The sequence below is a fragment of the Hydrogenimonas sp. genome (genome assembly GCF_029932565.1).
Classification (GTDB): Bacteria; Campylobacterota; Campylobacteria; order Campylobacterales; family Hydrogenimonadaceae; genus Hydrogenimonas.
In genome coordinates, this window is record NZ_JAOZPV010000009.1 from 33,082 (window position 1) to 34,941 (window position 1,860).

Below are 1,860 nucleotides of genomic sequence, written 5' to 3' on the forward strand. Positions count from 1 at the left end.
CTGCTCAATGAAGCGGATCATCACGGCACTCTCCACACTTTTCCCGTCGAAAATGCCGAAAACCCCCGTAAAGAATCCGCGTTCGTGCGACTCGATTCTGTCGATGATTTCACACGTCTTCTTTTTGGGTGTGCCGGTAATGGAGCCTGCCGGCAGCATTTTGTCGAGTATCTCTCCAAGCCGCTCTGGCCAGTCCGGTTCCAGTTTCGCCTCGATATGGGAACTTACCTGCAGCAGCGTTTTGTCGGAGGTTTCCAGCCTGTCGATGTAACGGAACCGTTTGACGCGCACGTCGTGTGCGACGATACCAAGATCGTTGCGTAGCAGATCGACGACCATCACATGTTCGGCCATCTCTTTTTCGTTCGCCAATATCCTGGCTTCGGCGTCCGGGATGGAGGCGTCGATGGTTCCTTTCATCGGATAGGTCGAGATCATACCATCCTGCGTAATTTTGATGAAAGGTTCGGGGGAGAAGCAGACGAATTTCCCGGGCCAAAGCAATTTGTATGGGGCATTGGCCATATCGAAAATCTCTTCGAGTGTATAGGGCAGGTCGATGGGAGTGGAGAAGGTGAGGTTGAGCAGGTAGGTGTTGCCGGCGCGAATCTCTTCGATCACACGGTCGAAAGCCTTTTTGTATTGTTCAAAAAGCACGGGGTGTTTTTTAAAGTGGGTAGTGGGTAGTGAGTAGTGGGTAGTCTCCAATCTCCAATCCCCAATCCCCAATCCCCGAATCGCCACGCGCAGCGGGGCGAGCTTCTCCAGCGGACGCACGACGACTTCGCGTTTGTCATAAGAGATGATGAAGAGAAAAGGGGTGCCGGCGGCGGCCAGGCGGGAGATTTCAGCGAAATCTGCGTGCATCGGTATCGGTCAGTCGTTGGCGAGGATCAGCTTTTTCAGCGCTGCCATGCGTACGGCGACACCGTTTCTGACCTGTTCGAGCACTTTGCAGCGGGGATCGGCCAGCATGGCATCGTCGATGTCGATGTTGCGGTGAACCGGACCGGGGTGCAGAAGCAGGATATTTCGATCGCCGATACGCTCTTTGGTAATGCAGTAGTCGCTGGCATAATCCTTGAGGCTGCCGTAGATTGGATGAGCATGGCGCTCCGTCTGGGTGCGCAGGCTCATGACGATATCGATATCGTCGAGAACGTCCTCGAGCTTCGTCGTGTTTGGCAGATCGGTTTCCGGAATGAAGTGGGGTGGTGCGACAAGCGTGATGCTGAGGCCGAAACGCGGCAAAAGACGCATGTTGGAGTTGGCGACACGGGAGTTTTTGATGTCGCCGACAATGGCGATGCGCTTGCCTTCAATATCGCCGCCAAAGTGCTGCCGGATCGTGAAGAGATCGAGCAGTGCCTGGCTGGGATGGGCATGGGCACCGTCGCCGGCATTGAAGATAGCACAGTCGACATGACGGGAAATCTGATAGGGTGTGCCGCTCTGCGCGTGTCGGACGATAATGGCGTCGGGGCCCATCGCATTGAGGTTTGCGGCCGTGTCGTAGAGTGTTTCCCCTTTTTTCGTCGAGCTTCGTGCGACATCCAGATGGACGACGTCAGCCCCCAGTTTTTTCGCGGCAATCTCGAAACTGCTGCGTGTACGGGTGGAGTTTTCGAAAAAGAGGGTAATGATCAGACGGTTCTGCAGTAGTTTCGGCGGTGGCGTATGAAGGAAGCTTTCGGCATCTTTGAAAAGCGTTTCGATCTCTTTGAGCGAAAAGTCGTCGGTGGTGATGAGATGCCGCATGGAAACTCCTCATTTTTAGGAGTTATTATATCAAAATGTCAATCGTTTGAAAGGTGGAAAAAACAGAGAATCGATGGAAGCAAACCGCCCGAAGGCGGTTTG

At 54.0% G+C, this 1,860-nt stretch carries 2 protein-coding genes; both read right to left on the reverse strand.

Annotation, left to right across the window (positions count from 1 at the left end; translation table 11 throughout):
* A partial coding sequence (locus tag Q1K24_RS02495; protein WP_300365458.1) for an aminodeoxychorismate synthase component I occupies nt 1-867 on the reverse strand: 867 nt, incomplete at its 3' end.
* A 9-nt stretch (nt 868-876) separates the two neighbouring features.
* Nucleotides 877-1,758 (reverse strand): aspartate carbamoyltransferase catalytic subunit, encoded by an 882-nt coding sequence (locus tag Q1K24_RS02500; protein WP_300365461.1) that lies wholly within the window; start codon nt 1,756-1,758, stop codon nt 877-879.
* Nucleotides 1,759-1,860: the final 102 nt, after the last annotated feature.